Raw genomic sequence first — 19,148 nt, 5'->3', positions numbered from 1 at the left:
AATCACCGGCTCCGCGGCCGGACTCGGCGGCTTCGCGGCCCAACTCACCGGCTCCGCCGCCGCGCCGCCGCGAGCCGGCCGAGATGGTCCTCGTAGCCCTTCGTGTGGAAGGCCGCCCGCTTGGGGTCCGGTTCGACCACCTCTGTCGGCCGCGTCCAGGCCGCCGTGTCCAGCGGGACCCCATGGCGTTCCGCCGCCGCGAGCACCGCGCCCCGGGCGCCCACCTCGCCCTCGACCACCCGCAGCGGGCGGCCCAGTACGTCCGCGAGCAGCCGCATCCAGGCCGGGCTGCGGGTACCGCCGCCGCACACGGCCAGCGAGCCCGTCAGCCCGGCCGCCTCCAGGCAGTGCCGGGCCGCGTAGCCGATGCCCTCGCAGGTCGCGCGGATCAGGTCGGCGGGTGTCGACTCCAGGGAGACACCGGTGAGTTCGGCGCGGAGGCGGGGTTCGACGAAGGGCGCGCGCTCCCCGGACGGCGCGAAGTACGGCAGCACCCGCACGCCGTTCGCCCCGGGCGGGGTCGCGGTCAGCAGCCCGTCCACCTCCTCGTGCCGCACGCCCGTCGTCGACAGCACCCAGTCCAGGGCCGCCGTCCCCACCATCGCGGGCATCGCGCGCAGCCAATGCCCCGGGCGGTCCAGCGAGATGTACAGGCCGGCCGGTTCGCCGGAGAGGTCGAGGTCGGTGGTCGCGACCAGGCCGGCCAGACAGGTGCCGACGATGAGGAGGCCGTCGCCGGGTTCCGTCACCCCCGCGCCGAGCGCGCACGCGGCCAGGTCGTAGGGGCCGTTCGTGAGGCGGACGCCGGGCGGCAGGCCCTCGCCGCGGGTCTCGGCGGTCGCCACCGGGTCGCTGACCCGGGGCAGCAGGCGCCTGCGGCGGGTCAGGCCCAGGAGTTCCACGACACCGTTGTCGTAGGACCGTGTCCTCGGGTCGAGGAACGGCATCGACGCGTCCGAGACATCGGTGGCCGGCGGTGTGCCGGTGAGCCGCTGGAAGACCATGTCCTTGCAGAACAGGGCGTGCGCCGCCGCGTCCAGTGCCTTCGGCTCGTGCGCCTCGAACCAGGCCAGCACCGGGCCCGGACACCCCGGGAACATCGCGCTGCCGGTGCGCCGGAACACCGTCTCGAAGGTGCCGTCCGCCAGCCACTGGTCGAGCAGTTCGTGTGCCCGGCCGTCCATCCAGGACACGGCCGGGCGCACGGGGCGGCCGGCCGCGTCGACCAGCCACACGCCGTCGCCCTGTCCGGTCAGCCCGGCGAGTTCGATCGGTTCGTCCGCGGCTGCGGTCAGTTCGTCGAGTACGGCGACCACGGCGGCGTAGACCTCGTCCATGTCCTGCTCCACCCGGCCACCGTGCATCGACAGCTCCACCGGGCGGGCGGCCACGGCGAGTTGACGCCCGACGTCGTCGAAGGCGGCGGCCTTCACGGTGGAGGTGCCGACATCGATTCCGACATACATGGAAGACCCCCTGCTCGGTGAATGATGCTCAGGTCGGGCAACTCGGCTCAGTCTCACCGGAGTTGGTGTGCGAGCGGTTGCCGCCGTGCCCAGCGGCCGACCTCCCGCGCCGCTGTCGCCGCCGCCTTCTCGGCCACCGCGCGGGAGGCGCCGCCCAGATGCGGGGTGAGGACCAGCCTGTCGGTGAGGCCGAACAGTCTCGAACCGGCGGGCAGCGGCTCCCGCGGGTAGGTGTCGAGGGCCGCCGCCGACACCTGGCCGCTCTCCAGGGCGTCGCACAGCGCCTCCTCGTCCAGCAACGGCCCCCGTGCCACGTTGACCACCACCGCGCCGGGGCGCAGCAGCGCCAGCTCGCGCGGGCCGATCAGGCCGCGCGTCTCGGCGGTCAGGCGCGCGTGCAGGGTGACGACCTGGGAGCGGCGCAGGAGTTCGTCCAGCCGGGCGACGCGCAGTCCGTGGATCTCACCGTGCACATAAGGGTCGTACACCATCACGCGGGCGCCGAACGCGCACAGGACGCGGGCCACCCGGCTGCCGACCGCGCCGTAGCCGACGAGTCCGACCGGCAGGTCCTCCAGTTCCAGCCCGCTGCGCTCGTAGGTGTAGTAGGCGGCCCCGGCCTCCCAACTCCGGTGCCCGGCCAGGAGTCCGTGGGCCTGCGGGACGCGGCGGAGCGCGGCCAGCATCATCCCGACGGTGAACTCGGCGGTCGCGGCGGCGTTGCGGCCGGGGGTGAAGCACACCCGTACGTCGTGGGTCTTCGCCGCGTCCAGGTTGACGTTGACGGGTCCGCCCCGGCACACGACCACCAGCCGGAGTTCGGGGCAGGCCGCGAGGACGCGTGCGGTGACCGGGCCCATCTGGGTGACCAGCACCTGCGCGCGGCTGCTTCGCAGGGCGTCGAGCAACTCGTCCTCGGCGTCACTCGCCTCCTCGACCTCGGCGACCGGACCGAAGGGCTCCAGCGGCCAGCCGAACGTCAACTCGCTTACGGTGAAAGGGTGTTCGCGCAGTTCCTCGGTGATCGCGGACGTGATCAGCGACGGTAGGACGAAATGGTCACCGGCGGCGACGACACGCAGGGTCTCGGTCATCGTGGGGCTCCCTCCCTCTTTGCCACGATGAACGGGGAATGCCGAATGCGTAACCCCTGTGGGAGGTCCGGATGATGTTCGAGGGCGACGGCGGGGCGTGGCTGGGCATCGACCTGGGGACGCAGAGCGTCCGCGCGCTGCTGGTCACCGGCGACGGCCGGGTCCTCGGCTCCGGCACCGCACGGCTGACCGGCCGCCGGGACGGGGTGCGCCACGAACAGGACCCGGGGGAGTGGTGGGTGGCGGTGTGCGACGCGGCCGGGACCGCCCTGACGGGCCTGCGGCGCCTGCGGCTCGGGGGGCTCGCGGTCTGCGCGACCTCCGGGACCGTCCTGCTGACGGACGGCGCGGGGCGTCCGCTGACACCGGGGGTGATGTACGACGACGGGCGCGCGGCGGCGGAGGCGGCGCGGGTCGGCATGCCGCCGAGCTGGGGGCTGCCGAAGGCGATGTGGCTGCTGGAGGCGTACGGGAGGGGGAGGGTCACCCATCAGTCCGACGTCGTCACCGCGCGGTTGACGGGCGGCGGCGGAGGGACGCCGCCGGCCGACTCCAGTCATGCGCTCAAGACGGGCTACGACGTGGAGCGGGAGACCTGGCCCTCTCAACTGGACGATCTGGCCGACGTGTTGCCGAAGGTGGTGCGCCCCGGCACCCGGCTGGGGGAGGTGTGCCGGGCCGCCGGCGAGGCGACCGGCATCCCGGTGGGCACGCCGGTCGTCGCCGGGATGACGGACGGCTGCGCGGCGCAGCTCGCCTCGGGGGCGCTGTCCGAGGGGTCCTGGAACTCGGTGCTCGGCACCACACTGGTCCTCAAGGGGGTGTCCGCGCGACCCGTCAAGGACAGTGCCGGAGTGGTCTACAACCACCGGGCGCCGGACGGGAGTTGGCTGCCGGGCGGGGCGTCGGGCGTGGGCGCGGGCGCGCTGCCGACGGGAGTGGATCCGGCGGAGATGGACCGGGCGGCGGCACAGTACGAGCCGTCGGGGGCGCTCACCTACCCCCTCACCTCGCCCGGCGAACGGTTCCCCTTCCTCGCCCCGGACGCCACCGCCTTCACCCTCGGCACCCCGTCCTGCGAGGCGGACCGCTGGGCGGCGGTGTTGCAGGGGGTGGCGTTCGCGGAGCGCCTGTGCCTCGACTACCTCCACCACCTCGGCGCCCCGATGGACGGCCCGCTCACCTTCACGGGCGGCGCGGCCCGCAGCGGGTACTGGAACCAGCTCCGCGCCGACCTCCTCGGCCGCCCGGCCCGCATCCCCGCACAGGTCGAACCGGCCCTGGGCATGGCGGTGCTGGCCGCCCACGCCGAAACCGGCGTCGCCCTGGCCGACACGGCCGACCGCATGGTCCGCATCCGTACGGTCCTGGCCCCCCGCCGCTCCCGCGCGGCCCGCTTCGCCGAACCGTACGCCCGCCTCGTGACCGAGCTGGAGTCGCGGGGCTGGCTGCCCGCGCCGGTCGCGGCACACGCCCGTCTGAACCTGGAGAACGCCACCTCATGACCACCACGCTCCTGCTGGCCCGCCACGGCCAGACCGTCTGGCACGCCGAGAACCGCTACGCCGGCATCAGTGACGTCGCCCTGACCGGCACCGGTGTCGCCCAGGCGGAGGCCCTGGGCCGGTGGGCCGGCGCGCATCCGGTCGACGCGATCTGGACCTCTCCGCTGTCCCGGGCCCTCCTCACGGCGGCCCCCGCCGCCCGCGCCCTGGACCTCACCCCGCGCACCGAACCCGCCCTGCGGGAATGCGACTTCGGGGTGGTGGAGGGCCGTACGCTCGCGGAGTTCGCGGCCGAGGACCCCGCTGCGGCGGCGGCCTTCCGGGCCGATCCGGTGGCGCATCCGTTTCCGGGGTCCGAGGACCCGACGGCCGCCGCGACCCGGGGCCTGGCCGCCCTGCGCCGCATCGCCGCCGCGCACTCCGGGGGGCGGGTGCTGGTCGTCGCGCACAACACCCTGCTGCGGCTGGTGCTGTGCCGGGGGCTGTCGATTCCGCCGGGTGAGTACCGGCGGGTGTTCCCGCGGCTGCGGAACGCGGCCGTCAGCGAACTGCGGGTGGGGGAGGGCGAGTTCGCCCTGCTGTCGCTCAATGTGCCCTGTGGGGCGCAGGAGTGAGGAAGGCCCCCGCGAGTCAGGTCCTCGCGGGGGCCGCCTTTCATCCGCCCGCCCGCGTGAAAGGTGAGAAGACGATCACGAGGCAGGACGTCTCAGGGGGGTTCAGGCGGGCAGGATCGTCTGCCGGGCCTTCGCCGTCTCGTAACGCCTGGCCACGTCCTGCCAGTTGACGACCGCCCACATGGCGTCGATGAAGTCGACCTTCTGGTTCCGGTACTGGAGGTAGAAGGCGTGCTCCCACGCGTCGAAGACCAGGAGCGGGGTGGAGCCCTGGCCGACGTTGCCCTGGTGGTCGTAGATCTGCTCGACGACGAGGCGGTCGCTGAGCGGTTCGTGGGCGAGGACGCCCCAGCCGGAGCCCTGGGTGGTGGCCGCGGCCTTGGTCAGCTGGGCCTTGAAGCCGGCGAAGGAGCCGAAGGACTCGGTGATCGCGTCCGCCAGCCCGCCCACGCCGTCCGCCGCCAGGGGCTCCCCGCCGCCGTCGCCGGTCATGTTGTGCCAGTAGATGCTGTGCAGGATGTGGCCGGAGAGGTGGAAGGCCAGGTTCTTCTCCAGGCCGTTGACCGAACCCCACTGCTCCTTCTCGCGCGCCTCCGCCAGCTGCTCCAGCGAGTCGTTGGCTCCCTTGACGTAGGCCGCGTGGTGCTTGTCGTGGTGCAGCTCGATGATCTCGGGGCTGATCACGGGGGCGAGCGCGGAGTAGTCGTAGGGCAGGTCGGGCAGCGTGTAGACGGGCATGGCGGATCGATCCCCTCCGGACCTTATTGCACATCACTTGCAACTACAACCTAGCAGCGAAAGGGTGGTTCGTGGCTACCCCGCGACCGGCGTGTAGTGCGAGGCGTCGCCCTCGATCGAGTAGCTCTCCTTGCCCTCGATGCCGACCGGGACGTCACCGGCGACGGTCACGCGGTTGAGGCGGCGGGGCAGGCCGTCGTAGTTGTCGATGGCGTAGTGCTGGGTGATGCGGTTGTCGAACAGGACGAGCTGGTTCGGGGACCAGCGGTGGCGCAGGACGTTCTCGGGGCGGGTGACGTACGCCTGGAGGATGTCGAGGATCTTGCGGGACTCACCCGTCGACAGGCCTACGATGCGCTGCGCGAAACCGCCTATGAACAGGCCGCGTTCGCCGGTCAGCGGGTGGACGCGGACGACCGGGTGGACCGTGCGGAACTTGATCGACGTGAACTGGGCGCGCTGGGCCGCCTTTTCGTCGTCGATCTCCTCGTCCGGCACGGCGTAGTCGTAGTCGTTGGTGTGCTCCGCCCACAGGGTGTCCGCGAGGGCGCGCAGGGGTTCGGGCAGATCGCGGTAGGCCGCCGCCGAACTCGCGATCAGGGTCTCGCCGCCGTACGGCGGGACCGTGATGCTGCGCAGGGTGCTGGCCTGGGGCGGGTTGAGGACGAAGGTGACGTCCGTGTGCCAGTGGTTGGCCCGGCCGCGCTCGCTGTCGACGGGCAGCACGTTCGGGGCGCCGTCGACGGCCGGGACGGTCGGGTGCGCGGTGGTGAGGTCGCCGAAGTGGCGGGCGAAGGCCTCCTGGCCCGCGTCGTCGAGGTGGACGTCGTCGAAGACCAGCGCCTTGTGGACGTTGAGGGCCTCGCGGATCGCCGCGACCTGCCCGGCGTCGAGCGGCTTGCCGATGTCGACCCCGGTGACCCGGGCGCCGATCCGGGCGGTGACCTTCTGGATCTCGATGGACATGGTGAAGTCCCTTCAGGCGAAGGCGGGTTGGGTGTACTGGTTGGCCGGGCGGGGGAGGCCGTAGCGCTCCCGGAGGGTGGTGCGGGGGCCGTACTCCGTGCGGAGCAGGCCGCGGGCGCGCAGCAGCGGGACCACGTGCTCCACGAAGGCGTCGAGCCCGGAGGGCAGGACGGCCGGCATGATGTTGAAGCCGTCCGCCGCGCCCCGCGTGAACCAGGACTCGATCGCGTCGGCGACCTGCTCGGGCGTGCCCGCGAAGGTGAGGTGCCCGCGTCCGCCGCCGAGCCGGCCGATCAGCTGCCGTACGGTCAGCCGCTCGCGGCGGGCGAGCTCGACGACGAGGGTGTAGCGGCTCTTCGCGCCCTCGACGGCGTCCTCGGGAGGAAGACCGTCGGGCAGTCGGGCGTCCAACTCCAGCGTGCCGGGCGGTAGTTGGAGCAGGTGTTCCAGGCGGTCCACTCCGTGCGTGTACACGATGTGGTCCTCCAGGACACGTTCGTTCGCCCGCGCCTCGGCCTCGGTCGAGCCGAGCACCGGGACGATGCCGGGCAGCACCTTGATGTGCTCCGGGTCCCGGCCGGCCGCCGCCGTACGGGACTTGAGGTCCGCGTAGAACGCCTGCGCGTCGGCGAGGGTCTGCTGCGCGGTGAACACGGCCTCCGCGTAGCGGGCCGCGAAGGACTTGCCGTCCTCGCTGGAACCGGCCTGCACCAGGAGGGGGTAACCCTGGGGCGAGCGGGGGACGTTGAGGGCGCCCTCGACGCTGAAGTACGTGCCCCGGTGGCGCGGCGGGTGGATCTTCGCGTCGTCGCCCCACACCCCGGCCGCCTTGTCGGCGACGACCGCGTCGTCCTCCCAGCTGTCCCAGAGCTTCAGCGCCACATCGAGGAACTCGGCGGCGCGCGCGTACCGTTCGGCGTGCGCGGGCTCGTGGTCGAGCCCGAAGTTGCGGGCCGCCTCGGCACCGGCCGTGGTGACGATGTTCCAGCCGGCCCGGCCACCGCTGATGATGTCGAGCGAGGCGAACTTGCGGGCCAGGTTGTAGGGGGAGTTGTAGGAGGTCGAGGCGGTGGCGATCAGGCCGATGTGCTCGGTGGCCGTCGCCAGCGCGGTGAGCAGGGTGAGGGGTTCCAGGGCGCCCGCCGGGCGTTGGGCCAGGTTGCTCCACAACTGCGGCCCGTCCGCGAGGAACAGCGAGTCGAAGGTGCCGCGCTCGGCGGTCCGGGCGAGCCGTATGTAGTGGTCCAGCTCGACGTGCGCGTGCGGGTCGCTCTCCGGGAGGCGCCAGGAGGCCTCGTGGTGGCCGGTGTTCATCAGGAAGGCGTTCAGGTGCAGTCGGCGCGGTCGGTCGGTCATGCGTGGTCCTCCGTGACACCGAGGGCGGCGAGGAGGCGCTCCCGGTATTCGCCGAGCAGCGGCTCCCGGTAGGAGCGCGGGTGCGGGCGGTCGATGGTCAGGTCGAGGGCGATACGGCCGTGTTCGAGCACGAGCACCCGGTCGGCGAGGACGATCGCCTCGTCCACGTCGTGCGTGACGAGGAGCACCGAGGGGCGGTGGCGCTCCCACAGCTCGCGCAGCAGCACATGCATCCGGATCCGGGTCAGCGCGTCCAGCGCCCCGAACGGCTCGTCGGCCAGCAGGAGTTCGGGCTCGCGGACCAGGGAGCGGGCCAGCGCCGCCCGCTGGGCCTCGCCGCCGGACAGTTCGTTCGGCCAGGCCCGCTCGCGGCCGGCGAGACCCACCTCGGCCAGCGCCGCGCGGCCCTTCGCGGCGGCCTCCTTGCCGTCCGTGCCCAGCAGCACGTTGTCGAGGACCCGCCGCCAGGGCAGCAGCCGGGAGTCCTGGAAGACCACCGAAACCCGTTCGGGCGCGGTGAGTTCACCGCTCCCGGCGACCTCGTGGTCCAGGCCCGCGACGGCCCGCAGCAAGGTGCTCTTGCCGGAACCGCTGTGCCCCAGCAGCGCGGTGAACTGTCCGGCCGGCAGATCGAGGTCGATGCCGTCGAGGACCGTACGGCCGTCGAACGACCGGGTGAGGCCCCGCAGTTGTACGGCGGGCGCGGTGGTGGTCAGCTGCTGAGCGTGCGGCGCCATGACAGCACCCTCCGTTCGACGAGACGGACCGCGCTGTCGGAGACCAGGCCGAACACGCCGTAGATCAGCAGGCCGACCAGGATCACGTCGGACTGGCCGTAGTTCTGGGCCTGGAACATCATGTAGCCGAGGCCGCTGGTGGCGTTGATCTGCTCCAGGACCACCAGGCTCAGCCAGGAGCCGGTCACCCCGAGACGCAGACCGACGAAGAAGCCGGGCAGCGCGCCGGGGATGACGATCTGGCGGATGAACCGGAGCCTCGACAGGCCCTGGACCTCGGCGAGTTCGACATAGCGGTGGTCGATGCCGGACAGCGCGGCATGCAGGTTGAGGTAGATCGGGATGTAGACGACGATCGCGATGATGGCGATCTTGAAGGTCTCGCCGATGCCCAGCCAGAGGATGAACAGCGGGATCAGACCGAGGGTCGGGATGGCGCGGTTGAGCTGCACGGTCCCGTCGATGAGGGCTTCGCCGACCCGGCTCAGCCCGGCCGCCAGCGCGAGCACGACACCGGCCGTGAGGCCGAGCGCGAAGCCGTAGGCGGCGCGCTCCAGCGAGGTCAGCACATCCGTGGGCAGTGTGCCGTCCCGCCACAGCCGGCCGGCGGTCGCCACCACCGTCCAGGGCGCCGGGATCGCGGCCGGGTCCAGCCGGCCGGCCGCGGAGGCGGCGGCCCACAGGGCGAAGAAGAGCGCGGGCCCGATGACCCGGGAGGCGGGCAGCCGTTTGCCGGGGGCGAGACCGCGGCGCCGCCCGCGCGGCCGTACGGGCGCCTTCTCCTCGACGGCCGTCACCGGCACGGCGGTTGTCGTCACGGCCGTCACTTCCGGTACTCCGCCGGCACGGCCTTCGCCGCGATGGCCTCGAAGCGCCGGTCGAAGAGGGAGTCCACCTTGAACTCCTTCACGAAGCCGCCCTCCGCCAGCAGATCCGCCGTCTCCTGCTCCCACTTCACGGCCTCGTCCCAACTCGGCGGGAACAACGGCTTGTTGGCGAGCGCGGTGACCGAACGGGCCTGCGCGAGGGTCAGGTTCTGCGTCTTGACGTAGAACTCCTCGTTCCAGGTGTCCGGGTTCTCGTACTGCCAGACCTGGCCCCGCGCCCACTGCGGGATGTACGCGGCGATGGCGGCGGCCTTCGCGGAGTCGGCCAGCACGGAGGCCGGCGCCCACAGCAGGTTGAGCAGGTCCACGACGTCGGTGGTGATCGCGTGGGCGCCCTTCGCCGCGTACTGCTTGAGGTACGCCGGTGCCTGGCTGTTGGCGAGCGGGGCGATGTCGACCTGGCCCGACTGGAGGGCCGTGAAGAACTGGTTGCTGGTCAGCGGGACCAGCTTCACCTCGTCGTACTTCAGGCCCGCCTGCTTCAACGCCCGCAGCAGGACGACCCCTTGGGCCTGGCCCTGGGAGAACGCCAGCTTCCGGCCCTTGAAGTCGGCGACCGTGCGGATGTCGCTGCCGGGCTTGGTGGCGAAGAGGTAGTTGGGCTTGCGGGTGACGTCGATCGCGACGATCTTCGCGTCGAAGCCCTGGTAGTGCGCCTGGATCGGCGGGATGCCCGCGTTGTTGGCCAGGTCGAGGGACTTGGCGCGGAACGCGTTGATGACATCGGGACCGGCCCCGATGTTCACCCAGCTCGACACGGTGAACGGCAACGCGGGCAACTTCGCCAGCTTGAACTGGAGTTGCTGCGTGTCGAGGTAGGAGGAGATCTTCAGGCTGGTGCCGGAGGGCACCTTCTCGGCGAGCGGCGCGGACAGGCCCGCCCCCGACTTCGAGGCCGCGGCACTGCTCGTGGCGCAGCCGCTGAGGCCGGCGATGCCCGCGGCGGCACCGAGCACGGAGCTGAGGAAGAGCCGCCGGTCGAGGCCGGGCGCACGGGAGGAGGGCATGGAGCTGGGCATGGGAAGGCTCCCTGATTCAACGGATGAAAAGTCTGGGAAAGGCAGCCGGAATTCCGGGCAGCGGAAAGTCCGGGAAGGGAATCCAGGCAGGATGAGGCCGGCGCTCGGGGCGCTTCAGCGGGTCAGCAACAAGAAGTGCGACAACTCATCGGCAGGCTCATGAGCAGGATGTTCCCCGCCCTGCGCGACCCCTGTCAATATTCCGAGTTTCTGAATTAAATACGCCCCGGTGAAACACTCAAGGGATCCCGGTACAGCACGTCGAGCAGCACCGAACCGCCCGCCACGGCCAGTACGGAATCCGGGAAACTCGTCGGTACGACGGCGGACGCACGGGTGTCGCCGACCGCCTCGCGCAGCGCCCGCAGGCAGTCCTCGCGGTGGATGATCCCCAGCTCCGTGACGACCACCGTCTCCGGGTTGAGGATGTCGAGCAGCAGCCCGGCCGCCCGCCCCACCATCCGCGCCCGCTGTGTCAACAGCCGTACGGCGAACGGGTCTCCGCGCTCGGCCGCGGCCACGACATGGGTCGGGTTCGTCCCGTCGACGATGCCCGCCTCGCGGGCCCGGCGGCACAACGTCCGTTCGCTCAGCTCCACCTGGAGGCAGCCGACCCGGCCGCAGTCGCACGGCTCGGTGCCGCCGCGCAGCGGGAGATGCGCGATCGTGCCGGCCTGCGAGCGGGGCCCGTGGTGCACCTCGTCGTTGGTGGCGAAGGCCGCGTCGACCACATTGCCGACGAAGAGATGCAGCACGCTGCGGCTGCCCCGGGCCCGCCCGAAGAGGCGCTCCCCGTTCACCAACGCCCGTGCGTGGCCGTCCACATGGACCGGGAGCCCGGTGCGGGCGCCGAGGATCTCGCGCACCGGGACGTCCCGCCAGCCCAGCAGCGGATGCTCGACGATGGTGCCGGAGTCCCGGTCCACCCAGCCGCCCGCGGCGACCCCGACACCGAGCGGGGTGACTCCGGCCGCCGTCTCGGCGAGCAGCGCGTCCAGCCCTTCGGCCGCCCGCGCCAGCACGTGCGCGGGGTCCGTGGAGGCGTGTCCGATGCGCCGCTCGGCCAGCACCCGGCCGCGCAGATCGAGCAGGGCCACCGTCGTGTAGGGCACGGCCACATGGACTCCGCACACCACCAGACGCGAGGCGTCCAGGTCGACGGGTACATGGGGGCGGCCCACACCGTTCGAGCGGCGCGGGACGGCCGACTCGCGGATCAGCCCGCGTTCGGTGAAGCGGGCGCAGTAGTCCGTCACCGACGCGGGGGACAGTCCGGTGACCTGGGCGATGGTGGAGCGGGCCACCGGCCCGTGCTCCAGCACGGACCGCAGGACGACACTCGCGTTGGTGCGCCGCCGGTCGCGGTCGGCGGCGCGGGGGACGGGGGAGGTGAGCAGGGGTGCCGCGTTACGGGGCATGGGGAACTTCCTCGGGAACGGGTCCGACAGTGCGCCGTCGTGTGCATCTCGTGGATGTCGTCGAGGCGCACCGGATCCGCTCCGCCCGCCTCAGGGGCGGTAACAGGTCGCCGCGGCCTGGCGTCGCAGGTCGACATAGCGACGCGACGCGAAGTTCCGGGCCTGGGCAACCATGCGCTCGAAGCTAGCAAAACGGTGCACCGCTGCCCAGACGGTGACCGGTGTGCGAGACGGCACGGGGTGCGCGTGACCGGCATCACGCCCAGGCGCGTGTAGCGGGCATCCTTTGTGCGGAGCCCACCAAGTCCGCGCCGAACCCTTTGTCGAGCGCTGACGGTGATCGGCGAAGGAGCCCTGGGATAGCGTCACGGAGTCCCCCTGTACCCCCGTCAACCTGCGGAGTTCCCCTTGAGTACCGCCGTCGCCAGCACCCGCCCCGGACAGGTCCTCGCCGACCTGCTGCCCGCCTCCCGCGTCCGGGACATCGCCCTCGTGCTCGGCGGCGCCGCGCTCACCGGCCTCGCCGCCCAGCTCTCCGTGCCCGTGCCGGGCTCCCCGGTGCCGGTCACCGGGCAGACCTTCGCCGCGCTGCTGGTCGGCACCTCGCTCGGCGCCGGCCGCGGCTTCCTCTCGCTCGCGCTGTACGCGCTGCTCGGCCTGGCCGGCGTCCCGTGGTTCGCCGGCGGCACCCACGGCGGCGGCGCCTCCTTCGGCTACATCGTCGGCATGCTCCTCGCCTCCGCCGCCGTGGGCGCCCTGGCCCGGCGCGGTGCCGACCGCTCGGTCCTGCGGATGGCGGGCACGATGATCCTGGGCGAGGCGATCATCTACGCCGTCGGCGTCCCGTACCTCGCGCTGAGCCTCGACCTGTCGACCAGCGCCGCGCTCGCCGCCGGCCTCACCCCCTTCCTCCTCGGCGACGCCCTGAAGGCGGCCCTGGCGATGGGCGCGACCCCGGCCGCGTGGAAGTTCGTCAACAAGCGCCGGTAGGGCCGTAGTTCCTGCGGAAGAGGTTCGCCGGGTCGTAGCGCGACTTCAGTACGGCGAGCCTCTTCCGCGTCTCGGTGTCGTACAGCCCCTCGGTCCGGTCACCGGCCCCGAACGCGAAGTTGAGCGCCCGGCCCAGCGTCACGGGCGCGAGCAGCGCGAAGGCCGGGTCGAGCCGGGCACGCGCGGTGGTCCGGTCGCCGACCGCCAACAGCCGTACCAGGAACCGCCCTTCGCGGTACGGCACCGAGTTCGGCGCGGACTTCGCGAGGGCCCCGCCCAGATGATTGACCTGCACGACACACATCCCGGGCGCGTCCGGCCCCACCAGCGACAGCACCTCGCCCACCCGCGAGACGGCCGGCTCGCTCAGCACCGCGCTGTCGCCGTGGTACGCGTGCGGGTCCGGCGGATCACTGTGGATCGTGTGACTCTCGGCGTACGGCATCTCCCGCAACGAGTCCGCCAGCACCGGCCCCGACTCGCGCAGCGGCGCCACGACCTGCTCACCGTCGGCACCCGTGTACGCGATCCGCACGGACAGGACGTACCGCCCGCGCAGATGCGGCGGCAGCACCGGGAGGTCCGGGTACGGTACGGCGGCGAAGGACGAGGTCAGCCCGTCCGGCACGGTCCGCGTCCACTCCTCGTACGCCCGCAGCAGGTCCGTGGGATCCACCTCCCGCCCGTCGAAGGCGAGCGAACCGCCGTAGAGCGTCCGCACCGGGACGAGGCCGATCTCCAACTCCGTGACCACACCGAAGGCATGGCCACCGCCGAGCAGCGCCCAGTACAGCTCGGGCTCGGACTCCGGTGTCACCCGCCGGAGGCGACCGTCGGCGGTGACGACGTCGAGCGAGCGCACATGGTCGGCCGCGTACCCGAACTCCCGGGCCAGGATGCCGAGTCCACCGCCCAGCGTGTACGACACGGCACCCACGCCCGGCGACGAACCGTTCAACGGGGCCAGCCCGTACGGCTGAGCCGCCGCGACCACCCGCGCCCACGGCACGCCCGCCTGGACGCGGACGGTGCGCCGCTCGGGGTCCACCCGCACCCCGTCCATCCGCCGCGTGGTGATCAGTACCCCGCCCTCCGACCCGCCCGGCAGCCCGTGCCCGGTGGCCTGCACCCCGACCGGCAGCCCCGCGCCGGCCGCGTACCGTACGGCGGCGAGCACGTCGTCGGCCGAGGCCGCGCCGAAGACCACGGCGGGGCGCTGCGTGAACCCGGTCTGGAAACCGGCCAGTTCGTCGCCGTACCCGGGATCGGCGGGGCGGAGGACGAGGGACCGGGGCTGGGGCTGCGTGGTGTCCATACGGCCATGGTCGCCGCATAACCTGACACGTACCGTCAGGCTTTCCGGCGAGCGCGCAGCGGGGCGACAGGGAGGGCCGGGTGCTCCCGCGACCCGGCCCTCCCCTGTTTTGGGCCGCTCCGCTCAGCCCTGCGGGGCCTGCCGCCCCGGCGTCCGCCGGGACCAGTACAGGCCCGCCGCGCCCGCCGCGATCAGTGCCGCGCCGGCCGCGCCCAGCGGGAGGACGTCACTGCCGACGCCGGTCTTGGGCAGGGTGTCGCCGCCCGGTGCCACCGGCTTGTTGTCGGTGCCGAGGAGCAGCGGGGTGGCCGGGGCGTTCGGCGACGGGTTCGTCGTACCGAACGGGACCGGGCCCTGCTGCCAGAACGTCTTCTTGCCGTCGGCGGACATCACCGGCAGACAGATCTTCCCGGCCCTGCTCAGGTCGTACGTCGCGGCGACGGCGTACGACTTCGACTTCCCTGCGGCGAGCGTGCCGACGGAGCACGAGAATCCGCTGTTCGAACCGGCGGGCAGATCCTTTTCGGCAATCGCCGAACAGCCTTGGACATCGGTGACCTTCAGGCCGTCGAAACCGACCACCAGGAGATGCAGATCGCCGCTTTCCTTGGTCCCCTCGTTCTTCACCGTGGCGGTGATGGCGGTCTTTTTCGAACTGTTGTCGACGGAAATCCTCTCCGGCAGGAGCGTGGTCAGTTTCACCCCGGCCGGTGCCGCGTCCATCGCCTTTCCGCCTTTGCTGCTTCCCGGTCCCTGGTCGTCCGCCGAGGCGGTGAAGGACAGGATCATCACGGCCGAGAAAGATGCCGTGAGCAGCGATCCTGTGATGGCCGTCGCGATGGTCGTCGCGCGACGAGAACTCATGTTCGTCCCCCTTGCGTTCCCCTGTGTCCCCCTGGGACTGCGCCTGAATTCGCAGTACTTGAAGAGGTACCACAAGATTTCTCCGCACTATGCTGGTACGGCATGAAGTGTGACCATTGTGGGGGTGCAGCGGATTGCCGGGGGATACGGTGAACACGGGGAATGCGGGGAATACGGGAAACCCGAGGAGCGGCGGAACTCCGGGGCTATGGGTGGCCGGGCGCTATCGACTGGTCGAAAGCATCGGCCAGGGGGGAATGGGGCGGGTGTGGCGGGCCGCCGACGAAATGCTGCACCGGCAGGTCGCGGTCAAGGAGATGCGGATCGACGGCCTCGACGCGGAGGACACCCGCACCCGCCGCGAGCGCACCCTGCGCGAGGCCAGGGCCACGGCCCGCATCGACCACCCCAACGTCGTACGGGTCTACGACGTCGTGGACGAGGGCGAACGGCTGTGGATCGTCATGGAGTTGGTGGCCGGTCGCTCGCTGGAGCGGATCATGGCGGAGGACGGCCCGATCGGCCCGCGCGAGGCCGCCCGGATCGGGCTGGGACTGGTCGCGGCCCTGCGGGAGGTGCACGCGGGAGGCGTCCTGCACCGGGACATCAAACCCGGCAACGTACTGGTCGAGAGCCGCGCCCGACGCGTCGTGCTCACCGACTTCGGTATCGCCGCGATCCAGGACGCCAAGGCGCTCACCATGGTCGGCATGCTCGTCGGCTCGCCCGACTACATGGCACCCGAGCGGATCTCCGGCCGCTCGCAGGGACCGCCCTCGGACATCTGGTCGCTGGGCGCGACCCTCTGCGCCGCGCTCGGTGGCCGCTCCCCGTTCTCCCGCGACACCACCCTCGCGACCCTGCACGCGGTGCTCTACGAGGAGCCCGAACTGCCGCCCGAGGCGGGCCCGTTGCGCGAGGTACTGGCCGCGCTGCTGGAGAAGGAGCCCTCGACCCGGCCGGGTCTTGAGGAGCTGGAGCGGGCGCTGAGCCCGGTCGCGTTCCCGCCGCGGCCCGAGGAACTCGCCCCGGCGGAACCGGAACCGGAGTCGGCGGAGGCACCGGAGCCCTACCAGGAGTCACCCACGCCGGCGTTCCTGGAACCGTGGCTGGTCCGGGCGGCACGCGATCCCCGGGTGTACGACCCCGAACCCGAATCCGCGCTCGAACCCGAACCCGACCCGCCCACAGAAGACGCGATACCGACGCAGCGGCCCGCCGTGCCAGGCGTCTCCCTGGCGCGCCCCGCTCGCGCCCCCCGCCCGCACCTCGCCCCCCGCCCGCACCTCGGCCCCCACCCGGCCCGACTCCCCGGCCCCGCCCAGCCGTTGACGCCGAGCCGCCCGCAGACGCGTCCTCGCTCCCGCCGCCGCAGCGGACTGATCGCGGCGGCTGCCATGGCCGTGGCGGGCGCGGTGGTCGCGGGGATCCTCCTGCACGGGAACGGCTCGTCCGGTGACTCGGCGACGGGTTCGGGCCCGGGGGTGAAAGTGTCGACCGGCCCCTCGGCTTCGACCTCGCCGTCCAGCTCTCTGCCCGGCTCCCCGTCCTCCTCTCCCACCGTCGAGGGCACCTCCCGCCCCCCGAGCCTGCCCCCGGGGACGCACCAGGAGGCGGGCGGGTTCGCGTGGGCCACGCCCGCCGGGTGGCGGCGGGACCTGAAGACGGGGGCCGAGGTCCACTACACGTCCCCGGACGGCGGTCAGGAACTCGTGGCGAAGTCCTCCCTCGCCCGCGGCGATCTGATGCGGACGTGGGAGGACTCGGAGCGCGACGCCCACCAGGGGCAGGACTACCGGAAGATCCGGCTCGTCAGCACGACGTTCCGCGGGTACCCGGCGGTGGTCTGGGAGTACACGTTCACCCTCAAGGGCGTCCCCTGGCACGCCCGGCTGCTCGGCTTCGACGCGGACGGGAAGTCGTACCAGATCAACACCTGGTACCAGCCGGACGGGGAGACGCGGGCCCTGAAGATCTACGACCAGGTCAAGAACAGCTTCGTCGTGCTGTGAACTCCCGCCGCGCACTCCTTCCGCGAACTCCCTCAGCCCACGGACACCTTGTCCGCGTCGGCGACCGCGGCCGGCCGCCCGCCGCGCACCCGCTCCTTGACCACCGAGACCGCCACCACGGCCACCGCGACCAGCAACGACAGCAGCACGGTCGTACGGCCGCTGCTCTCGCCCTCCGTGTCGGTGAGCATGTAGCCGAGGACGAACACGATCAGGGCGATCGTCGCCCAGGTCAGATACGGGTACAGCCACATCCGCACGACCAGCTTCTCCGGCGACTCGCGCTCGATGATCCGCCGCATGCGCAGCTGGGACGCGCAGATCACCAGCCACACGAACAGGGCGACCGCGCCTGAGGAGTTGACCAGGAAGAGGAACACGGTGTCGGGGTAGGCGTAGTTGAAGAAGACCGCCACGAACCCGAAGACGACCGACGCGATGATCGCCGCCATCGGCACACCGCGGGACGTGGTCCGGGCGAACGCGGCCGGGGCGTCACCGCGTCCGCCGAGCGAGAAGGCCATGCGGGAGGCCGTGTAGAGGCCGGAGTTGAGGCAGGACAGCACCGAGGTCAGCACGATGAAGTTCATGATCTGGCCGGCGTGCGCGATACCGAGGGAGTCGAGGGCGGCGACGTAGGAGCCCTGCGCCTTGATGGAGGGGTCGTTCCAGGGGAGCAGGCAGACGACGACCAGGATCGAGCCGAGGTAGAAGACGCCGATGCGCCAGATGATGCTGTTGGTCGACTTGGTGACCGCGCGCTGCGGGTCCTCCGACTCGCCGGCCGCCAGGGTCGCGATCTCGCTGCCCATGAAGGAGAACACGACCAGCAGGACGCCGGTCAGGATCGCGCCGGGGCCGTTGGGCAGGAAGCCGCCGTGGTCGGTGAGGTTGCCCAGGCCCGCCTTGTCGGTGTGGGCGCCGGGCAGCACGCCGAAGACCGCCAGCGCGCCGATGACGATGAACGCGCCGATCGCCACGACCTTGATCCCGGCGAACCAGAACTCGAACTCGCCGTAGGAGCCCACCGACACGAGGTTCGTGGCGGTCAGCACCACCATCACCAGGAGCGCCCAGCCCCACTGCGGTACGGCCGGGATCCAGCCTTCGAGGATCTTGGCGCCGGCGGTCGCCTCGACGGCGAGGACGACGACCCAGAAGAACCAGTACAGCCAGCCGATCGAGAAACCGGCCCAGCGGCCGAGCGCGCGGTCGGCGTGGGCGGAGAAGGAGCCGGACGTGGGGTTCGCGGCGGACATCTCGCCCAGCATGCGCATCACCAGCACCACGAGCGTGCCCACGAGCGCGTAGGAGAGCAGGATGCCGGGTCCCGCGGTCGCGATGCCGGAACTGGAACCGACGAAGAGACCGGCACCGATGACACCGCCGATCGCGATCATCGACAGATGCCGGTTCTTGAGTCCTGCCTGGAGGCCGGAACCATCATTCATGGGGGGAATTCCTTTACGCCGTTGACAAGATGGTCCAGTGAATCGGAGGCAAAGTGATTAGTGAACCTTTGATTCCTGATCGTTACTTGAGGTTTTCTTGAGGTTTCGAGGTTTTTCCCGGTCTTAACCGGGTCGGGCCCCGGAGCTGCTTCCCGGAAACAGGCATGTCACACTCGTGCCATGCGCGTGTATCTCGGCTCCGACCATGCGGGCTTCGAACTCAAGAACCACCTCGTCGAATGGCTGAAGGAGGCGGGCCATGAGCCCGTCGACTGCGGGCCGCACATCTTCGACGCCCAGGACGACTACCCGCCCTTCTGCCTCCGCGCCGCCGAGCGCACGGCCGCCGACCCCGAGGCCCTCGGCATCGTGATCGGCGGCTCCGGCAACGGCGAGCAGATCGCGGCGAACAAGGTCCGGGGCGTGCGGGCGGCCCTCGCCTGGAGCGAGGAGACCGCCTCCCTCGGCCGGCAGCACAACAACGCGAACGTCGTCGCGGTCGGCGCCCGGATGCACTCGCGGGAAGAGGCGACGAAGTTCGTCGAGACGTTCGTGTCCACGCCGTTCTCCGAGGACCCGCGGCACATCCGGCGCATCGACATGCTGACGACGTACGAGACGACGGGGGAGCTGCCGGAGATCCCGGCGCACCACCCGAAGCAGTAGGCGGGTCCGGGGCGGAGCCCCCGGGCTTACGGAGCCCCGGGGCTTTTCGA

General features: G+C 71.7%; 17 protein-coding genes. 5 read left to right on the top strand and 12 right to left on the bottom strand.

Features of this window, described 5'->3' with window-relative positions; translation table 11 throughout:
• Window positions 1-44: 44 nt before the first annotated feature.
• Both ACIQPR_RS16535 and ACIQPR_RS16530 read right to left on the bottom strand, forming a co-directional pair.
• The gene (locus ACIQPR_RS16535) at window positions 45-1,466 is read right to left on the bottom strand and encodes an FGGY family carbohydrate kinase (protein ID WP_403648173.1); all 1,422 of its coding nucleotides are present in this window, start codon (window positions 1,464-1,466) and stop codon (window positions 45-47) included.
• Window positions 1,467-1,519: 53 nt separating this feature from the next.
• Window positions 1,520-2,560 (bottom strand): 2-hydroxyacid dehydrogenase, encoded by a 1,041-nt coding sequence (locus ACIQPR_RS16530; RefSeq protein WP_403648171.1) that lies wholly within the window; start codon window positions 2,558-2,560, stop codon window positions 1,520-1,522.
• 71 nt (window positions 2,561-2,631) lie between these two features.
• Between ACIQPR_RS16530 and ACIQPR_RS16525 the strand changes: the two genes are divergently transcribed.
• Together ACIQPR_RS16525 and ACIQPR_RS16520 are read left to right on the top strand one after the other, a co-directional pair.
• Window positions 2,632-4,065, top strand: a complete 1,434-nt coding sequence (locus tag ACIQPR_RS16525) for an FGGY-family carbohydrate kinase (protein WP_403648167.1) — start codon at window positions 2,632-2,634, stop codon at window positions 4,063-4,065.
• Window positions 4,062-4,679, top strand: coding sequence for a histidine phosphatase family protein (locus ACIQPR_RS16520; RefSeq protein ID WP_403648164.1), 618 nt, complete (start codon window positions 4,062-4,064; stop codon window positions 4,677-4,679). The genes ACIQPR_RS16525 and ACIQPR_RS16520 overlap by 4 nt, the downstream gene beginning before the upstream one ends.
• A gap of 102 nt (window positions 4,680-4,781) precedes the next feature.
• Here the strand turns inward: ACIQPR_RS16520 and ACIQPR_RS16515 are convergent, their stop codons facing one another.
• The 7 genes from ACIQPR_RS16515 to ACIQPR_RS16485 all read right to left on the bottom strand — a co-directional run bounded on the left by ACIQPR_RS16515 (window position 4,782) and on the right by ACIQPR_RS16485 (window position 11,800).
• The gene (locus ACIQPR_RS16515) at window positions 4,782-5,417 is read right to left on the bottom strand and encodes a superoxide dismutase (protein WP_403648161.1); all 636 of its coding nucleotides are present in this window, start codon (window positions 5,415-5,417) and stop codon (window positions 4,782-4,784) included.
• 75 nt (window positions 5,418-5,492) lie between these two features.
• Window positions 5,493-6,383 (bottom strand): TauD/TfdA dioxygenase family protein, encoded by an 891-nt coding sequence (locus tag ACIQPR_RS16510; RefSeq protein WP_403648158.1) that lies wholly within the window; start codon window positions 6,381-6,383, stop codon window positions 5,493-5,495.
• A 12-nt stretch (window positions 6,384-6,395) separates the two neighbouring features.
• Window positions 6,396-7,739: an LLM class flavin-dependent oxidoreductase gene (locus tag ACIQPR_RS16505; RefSeq protein ID WP_403648155.1), complete on the bottom strand. Its 1,344-nt coding sequence runs from the start codon at window positions 7,737-7,739 to the stop codon at window positions 6,396-6,398.
• Complete coding sequence (locus ACIQPR_RS16500; protein ID WP_403648153.1) at window positions 7,736-8,476, bottom strand: ABC transporter ATP-binding protein; 741 nt, start codon at window positions 8,474-8,476, stop codon at window positions 7,736-7,738. The genes ACIQPR_RS16505 and ACIQPR_RS16500 overlap by 4 nt, the downstream gene beginning before the upstream one ends.
• Entirely contained in the window at window positions 8,452-9,303 is an 852-nt protein-coding gene (locus tag ACIQPR_RS16495; RefSeq protein ID WP_403648151.1) for an ABC transporter permease, read from the bottom strand. The genes ACIQPR_RS16500 and ACIQPR_RS16495 overlap by 25 nt, the downstream gene beginning before the upstream one ends.
• Entirely contained in the window at window positions 9,300-10,370 is a 1,071-nt protein-coding gene (locus ACIQPR_RS16490) for an ABC transporter substrate-binding protein (protein WP_403649316.1), read from the bottom strand. Before ACIQPR_RS16490 ends, ACIQPR_RS16495 begins: the two co-directional genes overlap by 4 nt.
• Window positions 10,371-10,597: 227 nt before the next feature.
• A complete protein-coding gene (locus ACIQPR_RS16485) occupies window positions 10,598-11,800 on the bottom strand; it encodes an ROK family protein (RefSeq protein ID WP_403648148.1) in 1,203 nt (400 codons plus the stop codon).
• Between the two features lie 408 nt (window positions 11,801-12,208).
• On the opposite strand from ACIQPR_RS16485, the gene ACIQPR_RS16480 reads away from it, so the two are divergent.
• Complete coding sequence (locus tag ACIQPR_RS16480; RefSeq protein WP_403648145.1) at window positions 12,209-12,790, top strand: biotin transporter BioY; 582 nt, start codon at window positions 12,209-12,211, stop codon at window positions 12,788-12,790.
• Here ACIQPR_RS16480 and ACIQPR_RS16475 read toward each other — a convergent pair.
• Both ACIQPR_RS16475 and ACIQPR_RS16470 read right to left on the bottom strand, forming a co-directional pair.
• Window positions 12,774-14,105 (bottom strand): FAD-binding oxidoreductase, encoded by a 1,332-nt coding sequence (locus ACIQPR_RS16475; RefSeq protein ID WP_403648142.1) that lies wholly within the window; start codon window positions 14,103-14,105, stop codon window positions 12,774-12,776. The genes ACIQPR_RS16480 and ACIQPR_RS16475 overlap by 17 nt on opposite strands.
• A 123-nt stretch (window positions 14,106-14,228) precedes the next feature.
• Window positions 14,229-14,969, bottom strand: coding sequence for an LPXTG cell wall anchor domain-containing protein (locus ACIQPR_RS16470; RefSeq protein ID WP_403648140.1), 741 nt, complete (start codon window positions 14,967-14,969; stop codon window positions 14,229-14,231).
• Between the two features lie 212 nt (window positions 14,970-15,181).
• Here ACIQPR_RS16470 and ACIQPR_RS16465 point away from each other — a divergent pair, with 212 nt between their 5' ends.
• Entirely contained in the window at window positions 15,182-16,981 is a 1,800-nt protein-coding gene (locus ACIQPR_RS16465; protein ID WP_403648137.1) for a protein kinase, read from the top strand.
• A gap of 32 nt (window positions 16,982-17,013) precedes the next feature.
• On the opposite strand, the gene ACIQPR_RS16460 is transcribed toward ACIQPR_RS16465, so the two are convergent.
• Window positions 17,014-18,432: an amino acid permease gene (locus ACIQPR_RS16460; protein ID WP_403648134.1), complete on the bottom strand. Its 1,419-nt coding sequence runs from the start codon at window positions 18,430-18,432 to the stop codon at window positions 17,014-17,016.
• 180 nt (window positions 18,433-18,612) lie between these two features.
• Here ACIQPR_RS16460 and ACIQPR_RS16455 point away from each other — a divergent pair, with 180 nt between their 5' ends.
• A complete protein-coding gene (locus ACIQPR_RS16455) occupies window positions 18,613-19,098 on the top strand; it encodes a ribose-5-phosphate isomerase (protein ID WP_403648131.1) in 486 nt (161 codons plus the stop codon).
• The last annotated feature ends 50 nt before the right edge of the window (window positions 19,099-19,148 follow it).

It is taken from the genome of Streptomyces sp. NPDC091280 (genome assembly GCF_044768565.1).
Lineage (GTDB): Bacteria > Actinomycetota > Actinomycetes > Streptomycetales > Streptomycetaceae > Streptomyces.
This window is presented reverse-complemented; position numbering and strand designations above follow the sequence as displayed.